The following is a 17,962-nucleotide window of genomic DNA, read 5'->3' as shown; positions in this document are numbered from 1 at the left end:
ATCACCATGAACTTAAATTTGAAATCAGATAAAGCACATACGTTCGACGCAATCGTGGTCGGTTCGGGCATGACGGGCGGTATGGCGGCAAAAGAATTGACTGAAAAAGGCTTGCAGGTGCTGATGATCGAGCGAGGCCGCGAAGTGAAGCACATCGAAGACTACGACACGGCGATGAAAGGCCCATGGGAGTTCGAGCACAGAGGAAGGGTGTCGATCCATTCGGCGGAGGAATTTTGGGCCAATAACCGTTTCGGAACATTGGCGAATGAAGAAACCGGTCCGTTTTTTACGGACGACAAAAAGAATCCGTATATAGAAAAACGTCCTTTCGACTGGATCAGGGCTTATCACACGGGCGGGAAGTCCATGCATTGGGGCCGACAGTCGTACCGGATGAACAAAAAGGATTTTGAAGCGAATGCGAAAGAAGGCATCGCGATAGACTGGCCGATCCGGTATGAAGACCTCGAACCCTGGTATACGCATGTCGAAAAATTTGTCGGTATCAGCGGCCAGGCGGAAGGCTGGGAGGTTTTGCCGGATGGCCATTACCTGCCGGCGATGCCTATGAGCGCTCCCGAGGCTTATTTCAGGGATACGATGATGAAAAAGCTGAACCGGCCGGTGACGATCGGGCGCGTCGCGAATCTGACAAAGCCGCAGCCCTTGCATACGGATCTCGGTCGGGCGTCGTGCCAGTACCGCAGCAAATGTGCCCGCGGATGCCCGTATGGCGCTTATTATAGCTCATTATCCGGCTCGATACCGGCAGCGAGGAAAACGAACAAGCTGACAGTCCTGCACGATACCATTGCCAGCGAGATCATTTACGACGAAAAGACGAAGAAGGCCAAAGGGGTTCGTGTGATTAACCAGAACACGATGGCCGTGGAGGAGTTTTTTGCAAAAATCGTATTTCTGAATGCCGGTTCCATGAACTCGGCGGCGCTTTTACTCAACTCGAAATCCAATCGCTTTCCTACCGGCCTTGGCAACGATAGCGATCAGGTTGGCAGGAACATTATGGACCATCACCTGGGCGTAGGCGCGAATGCGACGGTCGAAGGGTTTGAAAACGATTATATTTTTGGTCAAAGGCCCAATGCGTTGTATATACCGCGTTTCAGGAACTGGGGAGCCGATAAGAAGGACTTCCTGCGGGGCTACGGCTACCAGGGAGGTGCGAGTAAAACCGACTGGAAACGGGGCATCACGATGAATGGTTTCGGCGCCAATTTCAAAGAAGATATGACACGCCCCGGCACGTGGACAATGGGATTCGGCGGCTTCGGAGAAATCCTGCCCGATCCATCGAACCGCATGTTTTTGGACAAGGACAAGAAAGACAAATGGGGCATTCCAATGATCGTTTTCGACGCCGCTTTTGGCGAAAATGAACTGGCCATGCGAAAAGATATGATGGCTTCGGCGGTGGAAATGCTGGAAATCGCAGGTTTTAAAAACGTTACCGGGTTCAACCGGCAAGACACGCATCCAGGCCTGGGCATTCACGATATGGGCACGGCCCGCATGGGCAAAGACCCGAAAAGCTCAGTGCTGAACAAATTCAATCAGGTGCACGCCTGCAAAAATGTGTTCGTCACCGACGGTGCGGCGATGGTATCTTCCTCCTGCGTGAACCCATCCATTACTTACATGGCTATGACGGCAAGAGCCGCTGATTATGCTGTGGGGGAGTTGAAGCGGCAGAATTTGTGAGGCAGATGCCAGCGCGCGATAATGTCACTTATCTTCGTAATGCCCTTTTGCCGCGATTATGAATACGGTTACAGTCTGCTCGATGATCTGATACACAAGTCGATGCTTCTTGTCAATTCTTCGTGACCACAAGCCGGAAAGATTGCTTTTTAGCTGTTCTGGTTTGCCAATTCCCGTGTAAGGATTTTCACTTAGCTCTTCGAAAATACGATCAATTCGCTTGATGAGCACTTTTCCACCGGTTTTATGTAAAAAAGAAAGGTCCTTTCTGGCTTTTTCCGAAACACTTAGAGAATATCTGCCCATATGTTTTTGAGATCGCGGATGGAAGTCACTCTTCCAGCCTTAACGTCCTCAATACCTTCCTTAATGGCATTCAGAATTTGCGGGTCTGAGAAAAAGACATCGGTTTCAGTATTTTCATCAATGGGCGTGAGTAAAACTGATTTTTTGTTCTTTCCCCGGTGAATGATCACCCGTTCCTTCTCGGCCAGATCCAGATAATCCTTCTGCTTCCCCCGAAATTCCCTAGCTGATATAATTCTCATGGTGTACGTTTTCGTGTACACAAATTTACAAAAAATGATCTTGGTTTGCTAAGAGCGGGTCGAAATAGCTATGTTTTATAGCTCTACTACACAGCATCTACCTCTTCTCAATCAACCGCTCCAACCGCAGCATCATTTCATCCTTTTCCTTCAACATCCTCTCGTACAATGCAATTTTCTCCTCGTGAAGCTGAATGAGTTTGTCAATTGGGTTATTATGATAGGTCTCGACTGAATTTGCAACAAAGGATCCGCTTTGAAATGTATTGGAGATGATATTCATGGCCTTCTCCTCATCAAAATTTCGAATCGCCTCAGCCGGAATTTTAAGTATAGCAGCAACTTGTTCCAAAATGTCGGAATCAATCTTTTCTTTTTGTTCCAGTAAAAAAACTTTTTGCTGCCTTGTCCACTTCTGTACTGCGCTTGTCCGCAAATGGACAAATGCACAGCGGTTGCGTGTGTAAAATAGCCCATTTCAAGGAATCCCGGCCGGTTATTGAAGTTTGGCGAGGTATTTGTACCACCTACTCAACCATGCACCAGAAATATATCAAAATCGCTTACCGGAACCTGACGCAAAGTAAGGTCTATTCGGCTATAACCATTTTTGGCCTCGCGCTTGGGCTGGCTGTCAGCCTGCTCAGTATTCTTTATGTGATGGATGAGCTGCGCTACGACCGCTTTAATCAGAAATCCGACCGGATTTATCGAATAAACGGCGATATCACGTATTCCCAGAAAGAAGCCAAAGTTGCCGTTGCACCTACTCCAATGGGGCAGACGCTTAAACGGGACTTTCCGGAGATAGAAGAAACGACCCGTTTGGGGAAATATGGGAGCCATTTGGTAAAGGGTAGCAAGTCCGCCATCCGGGAGCAGCGGGTACTCTATGCCGACTCGACTGTTTTCGATGTATTTACCCTGCCGGTTATTGCCGGAAACCCTAAGAAAGCACTGGCCGAACCCAATTCGGTGGTGATTACCCAGCGAATGGCCAAAAAATATTTTGGTGCTTCGAATGCGCTCGACCGCACGCTCATTTTCGACACCGACCAGGTAAGGCGCGTGACCGCTGTTATCGCTGATATTCCAGCTCAGTCGCACTTCCAGGCCGATTTTCTGCTGCCGCTGCATGAAACCGCGGAAGCGAAGGTTAACAAATGGGGAAACCACGTTTTTAATACCTATCTGTTGCTCCGGCCCGGAACCGATCCCCAATCGGTAGAGGCCAAATTCGAGCGGGTGCTTCAAACCTACATGGATCCGGCGCTGCGGCGGTTTTTTCAAACATCCCTGGCTGAAACCCGCAAAGCAGGGAACAATTTCAGCTATTCGCTGATGCCATTGTTGGATATTCACCTTCATTCCGACCGCGAGGGGGAGTTGTTACCCAACAACAGCATCGAGTACATTTACCTTTTCCTGGGCATCGCTTTCTTTATCTTGCTGATCGCCGTCTTTAATTTTATCAATCTATCGACAGCCCGCTCGGCCAAACGGGCGCGGGAAGTGGGCGTCCGTAAAGTGATGGGCTCGACCCGGGCGGATCTGATAGGTCAGTTTCTCGCCGAATCCCTATTGTTTACGGCGCTCGCGTCGGTGGTCGGGATCGGATTGGTATACCTGCTATTGCCTGATTTTAACAGTCTGGCGGCCAAGTCGTTATCTATTAGCCAAGTTGCCGATACGCTGTCCATTGGCTACTTCGTTTCGGGAATCGTTTTGGTGGGTGTATTGGCGGGGCTTTATCCGGCCTTCCTTTTGTCTTCTTTCCAGCCTATCGAGGTGCTGAAAAGTAAGTTATGGCTAGCTCCGGGGAGCTATAACCTTCGTGGTTTTTTGGTGGTATTCCAATTTTCGCTGTCTGTGTTACTGATCATCGGTACACTGCTTATTCATCAGCAGCTCCATTATATTCAAACGAAAAAGATAGGATTTACCAAAGACCAGGTGGTTGTCGTCAAAACGAGTGAAACGACAGAATCGGACATTTTTACCTTCAAGCAGGAAGTACTGCGGAATTCGGCGGTAAAAATGGGTTCGGTGAGTGGCTTTCTGCCCGTGGCGTCCAATCGTTGGAACGATATGTGGTATCCGGCCGGAACAACTGATCAGAAGCAATCGGTCAATATGCAGGAATGGAAGGTCGATCCGGACTACATTCCGACGCTTGAACTGAGACTGGTGCAGGGGCGAAATTTTGAGCGAGCCCGGATCGCCGATAGTACCGGCGTCGTTATCAACGAAAGCGCCGCCAAACGCCTGGGGTACGCACAGCCGATCGGTAAAACGATTCACAAGTCGGGTGGAGAGCAGCTGACGATCATCGGCGTGGTGCAGGACTTCCATTATGAATCGCTGAGAGCGACGATTGAGCCGGTGGCGCTGGTGATCAATGGAAAAATGCTGGGAAGCAGCAGTGTTGAAAAAATGTCACTGGAGGCCGTCTCGTTTCGGTTGAATATGGCTGACATTGGCTCCACCCTGCAATCGATGGAGACAATATGGAAGAAAACAGCACCCGGCAGGCCTTTTGAATACACGTTTTTGAGCGATGAGTTCGATGCGCTATACCGCACCGAACAGCGTATCGGGCAGTTGTTCACATGTTTCGCCACCGTAGCTGTCCTGATTGCCTGCTTAGGCCTTTTCGGGCTTAGCGTTTTCGCGGCTGAACAGCGTACCAAAGAGATCGGTGTGCGCAAAGTGATGGGTGCTTCCGTAGCCGGCATTACAACTTTGCTGGCCAGAGATTTTCTAAAACCAGTCCTGGTTTCCATTCTGATCGCGTCGCCCATTGCGTGGTATGCCATGGACCGTTGGTTGCAGGGCTTTGCTTACCGGACCGATATTGAGTGGTGGGTCTTCGCGCTGGCGGGTTTTTTAGCTGTGGCCATTGCCCTGGCTACCGTCGGCTTCCAGAGTGTTAAAGCCGCGTTGGCGAATCCTGTGAAAAGCCTGCGAAACGAGTAGGTTTTGTATTGGTATAAAAACAAAAAATCCTCCCTGTTCAGGAGGATTTTGCTCACTTTTCGTTTATATCTGATCAGATAATGGTTACGTTCACCGCGTTCAACCCTTTTCTGCCTTCTTCAACTTCGTAAGATACGCTGTCATTTTCACGGACATCGTCTTTCAATCCCGACACGTGTACAAAAATGTCAGCTCCACCGTGTTCTGGAGCGATGAAACCAAAACCTTTGGTTTCATTGAAAAACTTAACTGTTCCTTTGTTCATAATTTTCTTTTATAGATTAGCGCAAAGGTAAAACAAAAAATTTAACAGAAAAAATTTGTGGGGCTGAAATCCGTTCATTTTCACCGCAGTAGGCATGAATGCGGTCATTCAATGACGGTTTCTTCCCGAAATTACCAGCGCAATGCCACCTAAAATGGCAATGGATGCAATCACGAGGCTGAAAGTAAGGTGCTCACCCAATATAAAAATGGCTGCCGTGGAGGCGATAATGGGGACGGTTAGCTGCACCGATGCTGCCGGAGCGGCTTTGAGCGAGGGTAAAATGCTGTACCAGATCGCATATCCCACACCTGAGGAAACACCCCCGGACAGAACCGCGAAAATGATGCCCTGTGAATCAACGGAGTCCGCAAAAGGAAGCAGCAGCAATGAAAACGGGGCCGCTTTCAGAAAGTTCCCGGCCGTCGCTTTTAGCGGGTCGCTCTGTTTTCTTCCAAGAAGCGAGTAAGAACCCCATGCCATCCCGGCAATTACCATGAGCGCCGCACTGTACGGGTCGGGTGCGTGAATTCCAGGCGCAACCAGAACAACCAGGCCACAAAAGGCGGCTAGCAGGCCAATCCACTGGATGATCCGTAAATGTTCACCTTGATACAGACCGGTAAGGACCATGGTCGCCTGTACCGAGCCGAATAAGAGCAAAGCCCCGGTTCCGGCGGATAGCTTCACATAGGCAAAGGAGAATGCAGCCGCGTAGACGAGAAGGCTGAGCGCACCTGGCCAGCTTCCGTTGTTGCCGGGCTTGCGTTCGCGTAAGAGTACAATGAGACTTAGTGTGACCGCTCCGGCCAGCATGCGAATAATGGTGAAGCTCGCCGGATCTGTGGCGGTTTGGGTAAGCGCGACCCTGCACAATAACGAATTGGCGGCAAAAGCGCTCATCGCCAGCACTATTTGTGAAATTACCCGTATTGTCAGCGGCTGAGTAGCATGGGCCATTGTGTTCAATTAGGTCGGGATCAGAACGGATATTTCTCGCAACTGGTCTTTTTAAGTTCCACCAAATGCAGCAGCTCGCTCGAATAAATGCGGGCGATGTTGCCCCGCGGAATAAATGAGTCGATCAGCGTCGGATCATCGGAAAGAACGTATTCGTAGCAGAACTTTTTCTGTGCGTTTTTCAAGGGCGAAAGCTCCTTCATGTAGCGGATGTAATCCATCCGGCCAGGGCGTTGCACGTTGTTATCCGTCGCACTCCAGAAATGGTAATAACCCACGTTTCTGCGGAACATCACACCCACATTACGATCGGTCGGGATGTGCGGCAAGAGCTCTTTAAAGCTGAGGTAGTTGTCGGGATTGCTCAGGAAATAGGCCCTGTTGCGGTTCATGGAGATAATATTGGAAGTACGGTCCTGATCGTAATAGCCTGCTTTTTCCAGTAATGAAAATACCTTTGTCCTTTCGGCGTAGTCGGGCCATCTTTTCAAGGGATGGCAGTTGTCCTTGCCTGGGAATTCGTAATAGTCGCTCAGGTATTTTTCGTAAACTTTCCCTGTTTCGGCACTGCTTTCGCAGATCGCGACGGGAATATGGCCCAATGCTTTTCGTGTTACAAAACTGATCGAAACAAGCTCCTTGCTAGGATTTCCATAAACGAACGGCAAGGAGGAAACCAGTAATGGAATGATCAGATAGACAGCTTTCCAACGGAATTTAAGCGAGTACACGCAGGCGATCATGACCGCGCCCATCGCGAACAGCGGCATCTGCGTACGTGTGCTCCAGAGCTGGAACTTCATTAATGTACAAAACAGCAGAAACCCAAGGGCCGAGCAAGTCCAGAACCATTTGATATCCCGGCTCAAAGGCAGGAACAATAGCATAATGCCTGCACCGACGATCAGCCAGAAGTGGATCGTATTCGGGATCATATCCTCATGGACAGAGTATTTGACTGAAAACGGGTCGACGCTGAGATCGGGGTCATCGATACCGACGCCGATGGATTCGTGAAAAGCCCGGATCTTGCCATCCAGCGCACGGTTGAAACTCGTATTGGGTAGCCCGATATTAAGTCCGGCATTCTTGATAACGCTGGAAAGCGTGAATAGCACCGAATGCTTCTTAGCTGGCAGCTCTTCCGACGCGAACCGTGTATCCCTCAATGGGCTCATCACATGCCCGAAAAGGGAGTAGTTCCTGTAAAAGAAGGGCGAAAATGTGATGATGAGCAGGGTAATCGCCACTCCAAGCACTTTCATGGCGTAAGCGAAGCGGTATTGGACCAGGATGCGTATACCGAAATAGACGGCAAACGGTATGGCGAATATCAGGATTGTATACTTTGAAAAACCGCCGAATGCCAGTGACTGCATCATCGCTACCAGCGCCAGTGCCGATTTCTTTTCGAGTAATTCAAAACCAAAATACACGAAAGCGATGAAGAAAAAGCATCCGCAAAGGTCAACCTGCGTGCTGGTACTTTCAAAAACCGCGATGGGTAACGTCAGGAAGCATATCGACGCCAGTAATTGCCCGTCCTTGCCCAGCCCGAATTTCCTGGCGATCAGCCCAATTCCGCAGACCGAACCGATAAATGCGCTGAACTGGATCAGGCCTGAAAACTGATCGGAACCGGATAGCAACACGGTATCCAGTACCAGGTATTCTGCAAATACATTGAGATACAACTGCTGCAAATGCATGGTGGGGAAGTGATCCAGGTTGCCATTGTAAATCCAGATCAGGATCCGGTTCAAATGGTACATATGCGTGTCAAAGTTGTTTGGCGCAGCATATAAGGCCAGGAACAGCAACGGAAGCATATATAGCAGCGTCGCTGCGGTAATCACAATTTTATAGGTCTTTCCAAATCCGGCGAGACGGAATGCGCCTTTCAGTACGGCAAGTCTGCTCAGATCTATTTTCCCCGAGCGGTTCAAATAGTAAACTAATCCCGACACACCCACAGCTTCCGTAATCCAGAAAACCAACGCAGAAGTGGTGTTGATTGCGTTAAAAAATGAAGCTATTTCATTGTAAATGAATACGATGCCCGCGTTGGTGATCAGCGATAACAGGAATGCCCGGCGTAGGTTGGTATAAGCTCCGGTTTCGGAGGAACACAGGAAGAAGATCGCGAAAAGGCAGGCAAACGAAATCAGGAGTAAACAAATACCCATATACGGAATGAAAACGAACTGAACAATAGCAGACTCCGTGCTACGGGCCGCGTGAACGCGGCCCGTACATGAATTTAGTGGTGCAAAGGTACGCGATTATTCGGGCCGAGAGCACGATTTGTTAGTGTACGTGCATAATGCGCACGCTTTTTGCCCTAATCTCAGGAAACCACATTGACCGGTTTTCCCGATTGGAAATTTTCCAGATTGTCGGCAACCATTTGCAGCAACCGCTGCCGCGCTTCGAATGTCGCCCATGCCACATGCGGTGTGATGACGCAGTTGGGGGCGGATAGCAATGGGTTACCGGCCTTTGGTGGTTCCACGGAAAGTACGTCCAGCCCGGCCCCGGCGATTGTGCCATTTTTGAGGGCATCGGCGAGGTCCTGCTCGTGAATAAGCGGCCCGCGACCGGTATTGAGCACAATGGCGCCCGATTTCATTTTTGCAAGATTTTCCCGGTTGATAATCTCCCGCGTCTCGTCGGTAAGTGGGCAATGCAGGCTTATGACGTCGCTTTGTCGGAAGATCTCATCGAGTGATACCATTTCCACGCCGTCTGTCGGCACGGGATGTTTCCGGTATGCGATCACTTTCATTCCGAAAGCGGCAGCAATCTTCGCGACCTGGGAGCCGATATCCCCGAGGCCGACCAGTCCGATGGTTTTTCCGGCCAGTTCGGTAAGGGGCGTTTTCCAGTAACAAAAATCGGCGGAAGCGGCCCAATCACCGGCAAATACGCTCTGACTGTGCGTTTCGACCCGGTTCACGATCGCTAGGAGCAATGCGAAAGTTTGCTGCGCAACCGAAGCAGGCCCGTAGGCTTTCACATTGGTGACGGTAATGCCATGCTTTCTGGCCGCTTCAATGTCGATATTGTTAAAACCCGTAGCCATCACACCGATATACCTGGCCTTAGGCAACTGCGCCAGCGTTTCGCCGGAAAGCACCACCTTGTTGACCAGCACCACTTCCGCATCCTTGGCCCGCTCCACAATTTCCTCCCTGGCCGAGCGGTCATAAATGGTCACATTACCCAGCTTTTCAATAGGCGCCCAGTCCTGATCGCCGGGGTTCAAAGTATATCCGTCGAGAATTACGATGTTCATGTAAATAGTTTTTAAATGTTTTTCCAGGTTGATACGAATTCGACCCTGATTGGTACTATGAATGCTTTGTTGTACGGCTCAAACTTTGAAATTACACGAATTCTATTTTGAAATTACATAGAATCCATTTTGAATTAACATAAAAAAGCCCTTCCAAATACACTCGGAAGGGCTTTGAAAATTATCACTTATAACGCTAATTCTTGGGATCGGTACTGATCTTTCCACCGCCAGCGCCTTGCATTTGCATGGGGTTAGGCGCTTTTTTCTGCTGTTGCTGTTTGAAGATCTGGAAGCGGGTCGGTTGTGCGATGCGTGGGAACGAGTTGTTCTCGGTATCGATGTCGGCAATCTGCTGGTACGGGTCGAGCGTCCATTGAACAACCTTCTTTTTGGTTGAAATTACCTTGTTGATCTGTACGTCGTTGAAACGCCAGATTTCAGCGGGGTATACCGCCACCGAGTCCGTACCGTCCTCGAAGCCCATTTTTACGATTACGGGCATCGGTACGCCGCCTTTGTTTTTGATAGACAATGTGTAAAAATTGGTATTAGCCTGGATCAGCTGACGCTCGTTGTCCGACAATGTCGCCAGGTATTGCTCATATTTCTGCTTGTCGGCGTCGGTTACTTTGAACGGATCGTAACGGTTATAGAAATCGGCCATGGTCGAATCCTGGGCCACAACGGTTTCGCCTTTCGTTTTAGCATCCTGGATTTTGCTCATGGTCGTTTTTTTGCGCGCATCTTCCTTACGGGCTATTTCTTTCTCGATCGCTGGATTTTGCGTATCGATGCTGAACCAGTCGACCGTTACCAGATCCTGGTCGACAGGCTCGGTGCCGTAGAACCAGCCTTTCCAGAACCAGTCGAGGTCTACGCCCGAGGCATCTTCCATGGTACGGAAGAAATCGGCCGGGGTAGGGCTTTTGAAACGCCAGCGGGTGGCATATTCTTTAAATGCATGGTCGAAGAGCTCGCGGCCCATCACGGTTTCGCGGAGGATGTTCAATGCGGTTGCCGGTTTGCCATATGCATTAGGCCCAAGCCCGATGACATTTTCAGCCGAGGCCATGATCGGGCTCAGCACCGATTTGTCCGACGACATATATTCCGTGATCTGGTTGGGCTCGCCGCGGCGGGTCGGGAAGTTGTAGTCCCATTCCTTTTCGGCCAGGTATTGGCAGAATGTGTTCAAACCTTCGTCCATCCATGCCCACTGGCGCTCGTCGGAGTTGACGATCATTGGGAAGAAGTTGTGGCCAACTTCGTGGATGATCACGCCGATCATGCCATATTTTGTCGCTTCCGTATAAGTACCGTCTTCCTCCGGGCGCCCCCCGTTGAAGCTAATCATCGGATATTCCATGCCGCCGCCAGCTACCGAATGGCAGGAGATCGCCACGGGATAAGGGTACTCAAATGTACGCGCGCCGTAGGATTTCAAAGTGTGGGCCACCGCGCGGGTCGAGTATTGCTCCCATAGCGGGTTACCTTCTTTGGGATAAACAGACATGCACCAGATTTTGCGGCCGCTTTTGTAAACATCGCTCTGCATGGCGTCCCAGATAAATTTCCGGCTGCTCGCGAATGCAAAGTCACGTACATTATCGGCTTTGTAGATCCAGGTTTTCTTTCCCGGGTTCTTGTTTTCGCGCTTTTCTGCCTTTTCCGCTTCCGCCTGCGTTACGATCATTACCGGCGTTTTGGACGTTTCGGCTTGTTTGAGGCGTTGTTTTTGGGTAGCGGTGAGTACCTGCGCATAGTTCTGGCATTCGCCGCTGGCTGCTACCACGTGATCGGAAGGAACGGTGATGGCTACTTTGTAATTACCAAAAATCAATGCGAACTCTCCCTGGCCCAGGAACTGCTTGTGGTTCCAGCCATTGACGTCGTCGTACGGGGCCAGGCGTGGGAACCAGTGCGCAATGAAATAATTGGCATTACCATCCTTTGGGAAATACTCGAAGCCGCTGCGCCCATAATATTCGGTGATATTGTAATTCCAATCCACGCTGAATACAAATGCGGTGCCGGTTTTCAACACAAGCGGAAGGTCGATGCGCATCATCGTTCCGTTGATGGTGAAGGGCAATGCCTTGCCGGTTTTGTCTTTTACAGAAGTGATTTTGTAGCCATACTCGATCTTAGGGTCCAGCGTCGCGCCGCGCGCGCTGTTCATTTCCTGCAACTGGTCGGCGTTCATTCCTTTCTGGTTGACCGTGCCTGTGCGCGACCTGGCGGCGATACCATCGTTTTTGAAAAGGTTCTGGTCGAGCTGCATCCAGATGTATTTCAGATCATCCGGGGATTGATTAAAGAATGTAATGGTTTCGGTTCCGATAATGCGGCGATTGTCGTCGTCGAGTTCGGCTTTGATGTCGTAATCCGCCCGTTGTTGCCAGTACTCTTTACCCGGCGCGCCGGAAGCGGTCCGGTAGGTGTTGGGAGTGGGCAGGGTGGTACCCAATTGCTCAAAACGGTCGTTGGCCTGGTAATTGGGGGAGGTGGGGAGCTGCTGTGCCATGGTGCATAGCGACACGAGCAGCATTAGTAACGGGAGCAGCGTTTTTTTCATAATCGGTTGGTCATAAATAGTTTGGTTTTAAGAGTTGACAGGCATGCCTGTGAGTGTGCGGAAAAGATCATTGTTCAGGATCAGCGAGAGCGCCATTCCAAAGATAATACCGGACAATATCTGTATCCAGCTCAATTTTTGCACTCTCAGAAGTTCGATCATCGCGAATGCAATGGCTAAGATAATAAAGACAATAATGAGTTGTCCCAGTTCGAGGCCTACATTAAAGCCAAGCAGCGGGTTGAAAATATCCGCCTCCTTACCCAGCAATGCCCTCAGATAGTTCGAAAAGCCCAGTCCGTGGATCAAACCGAAGCCCAATGCGAGCGGGTACCTGAATGCAGGAGCCTTCTCCTTGGGCGCGTAGGAGTTCTTCGGGATCCTATGGAAAAAATTGATAAAAGCCGTGAGAAGTATGGTGAACGGAATCATCAGCTCGATCCAGTCGGGGTTGACATTGACATAACCCAGTGTGGCCAATGCCAGTGTGACGGAATGCCCCGCGGTGAAAGCAGTCACCAGTACGATTACTTTTCTCCAGTCTACCAGCGTATAGACCGAGCAAATGGCCATGATGAAGAGAATATGATCATAGCCGTTGGAATCAGTGATATGGTTGAATCCTAATTGAAGGTAAGCCTGGAACTCGGACATTAAACTAGGGTTAGGAAAAATGTGAAGTCGGACAATTTAATTGTCAAGACAAAAATAGATAAACCCGAAGATATTTCTTTCGGTTCTGTAAACCAACAATGTGGTGAAAATGCTACACGCCGTGGGCCGTATTTATGACGCTGTACATAAGAAAAAGACCGGAAGCATCTGCTTCCGGCCTTTCTAAATTCTGACACCAATTATATAAGATTTTGAAAATGCTTATTTGTAGATCGTGTTCTGCGGATCCCAGTTGGCCCATCCTTTGGTCCAGTCTGTTGTTCCGAAAGCACCTCTGAAAAGTTCTTTTGTAAAGAATGCATCAGCACCTTTGCCTTCCCAGGTAGCACCACCCAAAAGTGGGGAAGTAGCCTGTGGCAGGAAGTTTGGAGCAGCAAGGTTGAAATTCGCGCTGTTGAGCAGCAGCGAAGCAACGTCTTTGATTTCGTTCTTGCGTGCAGCGGTTTTGAAGTAAGTAGTAGCCTGGTCGGTGGTGATATCGCCTTTACCAACGATCGCAGTCAGGTTGTTCGATAATACGATACCTCTCAGGTCCAGTTTGCCGTCTTGTGCGTTTTTCCAGGTTCCTGTTGCAGTTCCGTCCAGACGAAGTCCCTCAGGAGCACCTACGAATACCGAGTTAAGGACGCTGATAGCAGTGTTTCTGCGTAAGTGCATGGCCGACTGGTAGCCACCGCTTCCTTTGATAGTAGCTGTGGAAGGAGTTCCGGCAGTTATGAAATGGCTCACGTTGGCAAAAGTAGGCTCGGTCAAAGGCAGGCCATTGTTAGGGCCTGTTGCCGGCTCACCCGAGTTGAAGTTATCCGATTCTAAACCGTTGGATGCAGATTGATCCGCATATTCAGGGTCACGCAATGAAACGGCATACTGAATTTTTCCGGTGAAACCCCAGTCAGTATCGAAATCGTCGTCGAAACCACGGAATGCGATCAGGTTTTTAGCATTTACAGTTCCGCCGAACCACTCGTAAGAGTCGTCACCCGAATAAGAAACCTGTACGTGGTCAATTGTCGTACCTGAACCTACGCCGTAAAGTGTCAAACCGTTGATCTCGCTGTTCGCAGTAGAGCTCAATGCGATACCACCGAATTCGATACGTACATATTGCAATGTTCCTGAGTTGTCGTCAGCTGCTGTGCCAGTACCGATAGTTCCGCGGATACCACCTTCGAATGCAGTTGAGCCCGGACGGTTATTAGGAGCTTTACCGATCAATACGACACCACCCCAGTCGCCGTAGTTACGCTTGCCCGGGTCGTTGGCAGAAGTAAATACGATTGGCTCTTCGGCAGTACCGATAGCAACCAGTTTTGCACCTGCTTCAATGATCAGAGCACCACCTTTGCCGGAAGCAGTAGGGTCTGCGTCTTTACCAGCACCTTTAATGAGTGTTCCTTTTTCAATAGTCAGGGTAGTACCAGCTGTTACGTAAACAAAGCCTTTCAACAGATACAGCTTGTCTTTTGTCCAGGTAGTATTAGTCTTGATTTCGTCCTTCACTTCTACCGCCACACGGTCAGATACCGTGAAGCTTGCAGTGCTTTTCGCAGTTACACCCCCTACGGTTACTGAGATAACACCGCTGGTTGCATTGGCAGGAACCACTACTTCCAATGAAGTGGCAGTAGCAGCTGTTACAGTAGCCTGTGTTGTGTTAAACAATACGGTATTGTTAGCGGGAGTCGGATCGAACTTTGTACCTGTAATCGTTACTTTGGTGCCGGCAGGGCCTGACGCCGGAGCGATAGCGGTAACAGCCAGCACAGGTTGCGGAGTTGGATCCGGCTTATCATCGTTGTCGCACGCCGTCAAGCCTGCTACCAGACCTGTCAGAAGGAGTAATGAATACAGTTTGTTTTTTAAGCTAATCATAGTGAATTCAAGTTTGTTTGCAATTGGATGGTTTTAAACTGTTACTGATATTACGCCGGCGAACGCCATTGATGGTACTGATTGAATTATGGTATGATTGTTCTTCTTCCGAAATTGTAGGCAGCTGTAAGTGTGAAATAGCTACCGCGTCTGAACTTACGGATATCCTGGTCGGCATTCGGCCCTTTGGTAGTCACGTCGCTGCCGATTTTGCCGTCGTGGCTGAAATCCTGCGAGAAACGTACCGGCTGGTTCAGCAAGTCCTGAATACCCAGGCGCAGTTCAAGGTTGTTTTTGAATTTCTTGCTGATGTTCAGGTCTATTACATTGCGGGGCATTTCGTAAACCGTCGGGTTGTCGACATTACCCACTGCAAAGATTCTTTGTCCGAAAACATTGTAAAGCACGTTCCACTGCCAGCCGTTTGGTTCGGCGTAGTAAACACCCGCATTCACGAGGTAGGGCGACTGGTTGGCCATCGGACGTTTGCTGTCGGTGATGCCGGTCAGGTCATATTTCTGGATAGCGCCGCTCAAATCCGGCCCTTCCACCTCTTGTCCAAGATTAACCTTGCTTTTGATCAGCGATGCATTGGCTACCAATGTCAGGTTTTGGAAGAATCGGCTGGACGACTCCGCAAAGCCTTTGCGAACCTCCGCTTCAACCCCGTAGCTCTGCGCGGAACCGGCGTTGATGAAGGTGTAAGCCAGCCCATTACCCGTCGGGATCAGAAACGTTTCGATGGGATTTTTGAAATGCTTGTAGAAACCGGTTACCGAAATCAGTTCATTCGCAGTCGGGTAAAACTCCCATTTTGCATCCATATTCTGGATTTTCGCTGTTTTTAGCGCTGTATTACCCCGGATGTCAGCCAGAAGGTTGAAATCGAAGTAGGTAAATGGGGCCATTTCACGGAATTCCGCGCGATTAAGGGTTGAGGAGTAAGCCAGACGTAGGTTCTGTTTTTCGCTCAGCTTATAAGTGAAGTTCAGGGAGGGAAGCGGGATGAACACGATGTTGTTCACAAGCTCTTTCCGCTCGTTCACGATCGTCGAATGTAGTTGTTGGTTGTTGTATTCGCCACGAAAACCGAGGGTCAGAATGGCTTTCGAACCAAAGTTCACATCGCCGCTCAGATACGCCGCGTAATAGTTGTTGATACCATTGTAAGAATCCAGGTCCTTGGTCCCGTCCTTGATGGTAAGCCCGCCATCCTGGCCGGTAATATTCTGAGGAGTGAAAATCGAACTAACGTCGCCGCGGAGGATTTCGGAGGCATTTCCTACATTGGTATATCCATAAAAACGAGCAGAGTAATCGCGGTCTTTGCGCTCACCGTACACCCCGAAGCGGATTTTGTTGGGTTCGCGGTCAACCGGGTTGCCGAATGTATGCTCGCCGTTTACAGCCAAAGTCACTACGCGCTCATTGAGTTTGGAATAGAAGCGGCCGAGATCGATAGGGTTAGGGTCGATTGGTGCCACAGCCTGGTAAGGAATGGCCTCGCTGCCCTGTTCAGGCGTAGGGCGTTGGAAACGGATCCTTTTCCAGTCGGGCTCCCAGCGGCCTGTGTAGCCAAAGCCGGTGATCCAGTTCAGTTTCGTAAGGTCACCGATTTTGTGGTCACCCGAAACCTGCGTCGTGACAATGCTGCGGTTTTCGAAACGCTGTGAGTAGTTCTTAATATCATATCCATCCACAACACGCTGGCCTTCGCGGGCAACGGTTTCGGTGTTGCCCATCTGGTTGAACAACGTCTTCCATTCCAGGTTGAAAATCGGGGAGAAGCGGAACGTCCAGTTATGCAGCACGCCGATACGTGTCTGGCGTGAGTAGTTGGAGTCTTTGTATTTCTCGAAAACATCATTCGCATTCAGACCGTTCTGATACAATTTCAAATCGATGTTCGAAACCTGGTTGGTCATCGAATAATTGATGTTCGTAATGTTGCTTACGTCCACGTTGCCGATATCGAAACGGCGTCCCAGGTTGAATGCGAGACGCAGGTCGGGCGATACATTCACGTTTTTCAAAGCCCAGCTGTTAGGCAGGATGCGTCCGTAAGCGGCCCTGTCGACAGCGCTGAGGGTATTGAAATCGGCCGAACGTTTCGGGAATGCGCTGGAAAGTGTCTGATCGGCACCCCACAAGCCAAGAAAGTTGGCCCCGCTGCGTGAATGCGATTGAACGCTCTGGAATGTAGTATTGGCACGGTAGCCTACCGTGAGGGCACCGTCGGTGAAGTTCTGGTCGGGGCGGCGTTTGGTATAAATCTTGATCACACCACCTGCAAAGTCGCCCGGAGATTCGGCAGAACCGGATTTGTAGACGATCATCCGGTCGATGATATTGCTTGGGATAAGGTCAAACGAGAACGCACGGGTGTCAACCTCGCTGGAAGGGGTGATCACGTCGTTGATCAGTACCGCATTGTAACGTGAACCGAGCCCGCGGATCATCACGAAGCGGTTGTCGACGATGCTGATACCAGGTACCCGCCGGATGGCCGCAGCGGCGTCGCGGTCCTGCGATTTCTGGATTTGTGCGGCGGAAATACCGACGGCGATCGGTTTCAGCTGTTTGATTTCGCTAATAACCGCCACTTCTGTATTGGTGGCACGGCTTCCGCGGACAACAACTTCCTGCAATGCTTTGCCCTCTTCGTCCAGTTCCGTATCGATCACCGTAATGTTTCCGGATTCTACGCGGACATTAGGAATTTCTTTGGTTTGGTACGAAACGAAGGAAATGATGATTTTGTGGGTGCCGACAGGAACATTGGAAAGTACAAAATTCCCGTCGACGTCGGCGGCAGCACCTATCTGTGTGCCTTCTATGAGAATGGAGGCTCCGATAAGCGCCTCCTTGGTTTTCGCGTCTTTGATCGAGCCACGTATCGAGCCCGGATCTGCAAATGCCGTGACGACGGCAGCGAGGGTAAACAGTAATGTAAAAAGTTTGGTTTTCATCTTAAGGTGTCAAATTTTCGACACAAAAGTAGATCGCCAATGTTACCTCAATGTTAACCCTATGTTACGCGTCAATTATTTAAAAATTGCACTTTTCCTTAA

General features: G+C 49.9%; 13 protein-coding genes. 2 read left to right on the top strand and 11 right to left on the bottom strand.

What is annotated here, in order from left to right:
• Positions 1-6 precede the first annotated feature (6 nt).
• Entirely contained in the window at positions 7-1,722 is a 1,716-nt protein-coding gene (locus IEY24_RS19615) for a GMC oxidoreductase (protein ID WP_188935116.1), read from the top strand.
• Between the two features lie 24 nt (positions 1,723-1,746).
• On the opposite strand, the gene IEY24_RS19610 is transcribed toward IEY24_RS19615, so the two are convergent.
• From IEY24_RS19610 to IEY24_RS19600, 3 genes are all read right to left on the bottom strand, one after another.
• Complete coding sequence (locus IEY24_RS19610) at positions 1,747-2,028, bottom strand: Txe/YoeB family addiction module toxin (RefSeq protein WP_188935114.1); 282 nt, start codon at positions 2,026-2,028, stop codon at positions 1,747-1,749.
• On the bottom strand, positions 2,010-2,270 hold the full coding sequence (locus tag IEY24_RS19605; RefSeq protein ID WP_188935112.1) for a hypothetical protein: 261 nt from the start codon (positions 2,268-2,270) through the stop codon (positions 2,010-2,012). Before IEY24_RS19605 ends, IEY24_RS19610 begins: the two co-directional genes overlap by 19 nt.
• Positions 2,271-2,367: 97 nt before the next feature.
• Positions 2,368-2,706 (bottom strand): XRE family transcriptional regulator, encoded by a 339-nt coding sequence (locus IEY24_RS19600; RefSeq protein WP_229222657.1) that lies wholly within the window; start codon positions 2,704-2,706, stop codon positions 2,368-2,370.
• A gap of 101 nt (positions 2,707-2,807) precedes the next feature.
• Here IEY24_RS19600 and IEY24_RS19595 point away from each other — a divergent pair, with 101 nt between their 5' ends.
• A complete protein-coding gene (locus IEY24_RS19595; RefSeq protein WP_188935110.1) occupies positions 2,808-5,246 on the top strand; it encodes an ABC transporter permease in 2,439 nt (812 codons plus the stop codon).
• A gap of 73 nt (positions 5,247-5,319) precedes the next feature.
• Here the strand turns inward: IEY24_RS19595 and IEY24_RS19590 are convergent, their stop codons facing one another.
• From IEY24_RS19590 to IEY24_RS19555, 8 genes are all read right to left on the bottom strand, one after another.
• Complete coding sequence (locus IEY24_RS19590; RefSeq protein ID WP_188935108.1) at positions 5,320-5,511, bottom strand: cold-shock protein; 192 nt, start codon at positions 5,509-5,511, stop codon at positions 5,320-5,322.
• A gap of 108 nt (positions 5,512-5,619) precedes the next feature.
• Positions 5,620-6,471, bottom strand: a complete 852-nt coding sequence (locus IEY24_RS19585) for a DMT family transporter (RefSeq protein ID WP_188935106.1) — start codon at positions 6,469-6,471, stop codon at positions 5,620-5,622.
• A gap of 20 nt (positions 6,472-6,491) precedes the next feature.
• Positions 6,492-8,657, bottom strand: a complete 2,166-nt coding sequence (locus IEY24_RS19580; protein ID WP_188935104.1) for an ArnT family glycosyltransferase — start codon at positions 8,655-8,657, stop codon at positions 6,492-6,494.
• Positions 8,658-8,818: 161 nt separating this feature from the next.
• Entirely contained in the window at positions 8,819-9,766 is a 948-nt protein-coding gene (locus tag IEY24_RS19575; RefSeq protein WP_188935102.1) for a D-2-hydroxyacid dehydrogenase, read from the bottom strand.
• A 196-nt stretch (positions 9,767-9,962) separates the two neighbouring features.
• On the bottom strand, positions 9,963-12,344 hold the full coding sequence (locus IEY24_RS19570; protein WP_188935100.1) for a M1 family metallopeptidase: 2,382 nt from the start codon (positions 12,342-12,344) through the stop codon (positions 9,963-9,965).
• 27 nt (positions 12,345-12,371) lie between these two features.
• Positions 12,372-12,998, bottom strand: coding sequence for a HupE/UreJ family protein (locus tag IEY24_RS19565; RefSeq protein WP_188935098.1), 627 nt, complete (start codon positions 12,996-12,998; stop codon positions 12,372-12,374).
• A gap of 222 nt (positions 12,999-13,220) precedes the next feature.
• Entirely contained in the window at positions 13,221-14,891 is a 1,671-nt protein-coding gene (locus IEY24_RS19560) for an IPT/TIG domain-containing protein (RefSeq protein ID WP_188935096.1), read from the bottom strand.
• Positions 14,892-14,977: 86 nt separating this feature from the next.
• The gene (locus IEY24_RS19555) at positions 14,978-17,860 is read right to left on the bottom strand and encodes a TonB-dependent receptor (protein WP_188935094.1); all 2,883 of its coding nucleotides are present in this window, start codon (positions 17,858-17,860) and stop codon (positions 14,978-14,980) included.
• Positions 17,861-17,962: the final 102 nt, after the last annotated feature.

The organism is Dyadobacter endophyticus, assembly GCF_014641595.1.
Lineage (GTDB): Bacteria > Bacteroidota > Bacteroidia > Cytophagales > Spirosomataceae > Dyadobacter > Dyadobacter endophyticus.
The sequence above is the reverse complement of the archived record's forward strand: the minus strand, read 5'-3'. Positions and strand labels throughout refer to the sequence as shown.

Excerpts from the sequence above, each read along its gene's own strand:
- IEY24_RS19615 (WP_188935116.1), top strand. The coding sequence starts at position 7 with ATGAACTTAAATTTGAAATCAGATAAAGCACATACGTTCGACGCAATC.
- IEY24_RS19610 (WP_188935114.1), bottom strand. The coding sequence starts at position 2,028 with ATGGGCAGATATTCTCTAAGTGTTTCGGAAAAAGCCAGAAAGGACCTT.
- IEY24_RS19605 (WP_188935112.1), bottom strand. The coding sequence starts at position 2,270 with ATGAGAATTATATCAGCTAGGGAATTTCGGGGGAAGCAGAAGGATTAT.
- IEY24_RS19595 (WP_188935110.1), top strand. The coding sequence starts at position 2,808 with ATGCACCAGAAATATATCAAAATCGCTTACCGGAACCTGACGCAAAGT.
- IEY24_RS19590 (WP_188935108.1), bottom strand. The coding sequence starts at position 5,511 with ATGAACAAAGGAACAGTTAAGTTTTTCAATGAAACCAAAGGTTTTGGT.
- IEY24_RS19585 (WP_188935106.1), bottom strand. The coding sequence starts at position 6,471 with ATGGCCCATGCTACTCAGCCGCTGACAATACGGGTAATTTCACAAATA.
- IEY24_RS19580 (WP_188935104.1), bottom strand. The coding sequence starts at position 8,657 with ATGGGTATTTGTTTACTCCTGATTTCGTTTGCCTGCCTTTTCGCGATC.
- IEY24_RS19575 (WP_188935102.1), bottom strand. The coding sequence starts at position 9,766 with ATGAACATCGTAATTCTCGACGGATATACTTTGAACCCCGGCGATCAG.
- IEY24_RS19570 (WP_188935100.1), bottom strand. The coding sequence starts at position 12,344 with ATGAAAAAAACGCTGCTCCCGTTACTAATGCTGCTCGTGTCGCTATGC.
- IEY24_RS19565 (WP_188935098.1), bottom strand. The coding sequence starts at position 12,998 with ATGTCCGAGTTCCAGGCTTACCTTCAATTAGGATTCAACCATATCACT.
- IEY24_RS19560 (WP_188935096.1), bottom strand. The coding sequence starts at position 14,891 with ATGATTAGCTTAAAAAACAAACTGTATTCATTACTCCTTCTGACAGGT.
- IEY24_RS19555 (WP_188935094.1), bottom strand. The coding sequence starts at position 17,860 with ATGAAAACCAAACTTTTTACATTACTGTTTACCCTCGCTGCCGTCGTC.